The sequence below is a fragment of the Photorhabdus stackebrandtii genome (assembly GCF_011189495.1).
Taxonomy (GTDB): Bacteria; Pseudomonadota; Gammaproteobacteria; order Enterobacterales; family Enterobacteriaceae; genus Photorhabdus; species Photorhabdus khanii.
In genome coordinates, this window is sequence record NZ_PUJV01000151.1 from 1 (window position 1) to 848 (window position 848).

Consider the following 848-nt stretch of genomic DNA (forward strand, 5'->3'; position numbering starts at 1 on the left):
TCGCTGTCTACGCTTCACCCTCCAAGTTACCCAGGACGGCGCAAGACTCGCTATCCGGTGGCACTGGCTATGCCTTCCGGAGCAGGACTTTCACCTGCAAGATAAATGCAGCTTTTCACAGCGCACGGAGCAACGGAACCATAAGTACTGATAAGTGGTTAAATAGAATGGCTAATATTCATAAAATCAAATAATTATGAGTTTTACATTACCTATTATGAATATACGTCCAAGATGAGTTAAAGGTTATTTGGCTATCGTAGATAGACTGGCTAAAAATAGCAATTCACGATGTCAGTTGGCTACCCAATTTTTGGCTATTTAAATTGACCGTTTAACGGTGTTTACTACTCCATTGCTCCTGAAACCCCTAGCCACCAAATTGAGTAAAATGTAGACATAATACATCCCTGCAAGGTAGTGCCATCATGATACTGCCTCGTTCTGCGTTAAAGAAAGACAAGCTGGCATCCGAATATCACCGTCGAAAAATCGATGAATTAGGTGATCCACTGCTTGTCCTTGATAAGTATGTTGATTTCTCGGCACTGGCTGACACCATAAACCGTGTCGTGCCACGGATTATTTCTCCCAAAGGCGGACGACCGCCATTCCCGACTGAGGTGATGGTTCGCATCATTATCCTGGGGTAGTGACCGGGTAGCTGGTCGAGTAGCCCGGAGGAGCCTCCCCTCCAGGCTCTCACAGAACCGTACGTGAACCTCTCGATTCATACGGCTCTTATTGTTCAGCCCTGAGCCAGAATATACCAGTGTGCGAAAAGTCTCTGGTTTTGCTGTTGCAATCTCTTTAGAAACTTTGTGCTTTTCCGGTAACTCCTGCCCAGT

Annotated in this window: 1 protein-coding gene; it reads left to right on the forward strand. The window is 45.9% G+C overall.

Going from position 1 to position 848, the window contains the following annotated elements; translation table 11 throughout:
* Positions 1–428 precede the first annotated feature (428 nt).
* Complete coding sequence (locus tag C5470_RS22085) at positions 429–653, forward strand: transposase (RefSeq protein WP_207627082.1); 225 nt, start codon at positions 429–431, stop codon at positions 651–653.
* The last annotated feature ends 195 nt before the right edge of the window (positions 654–848 follow it).

Excerpts from the sequence above, each read along its gene's own strand:
- C5470_RS22085 (WP_207627082.1), top strand. The coding sequence starts at position 429 with ATGATACTGCCTCGTTCTGCGTTAAAGAAAGACAAGCTGGCATCCGAA.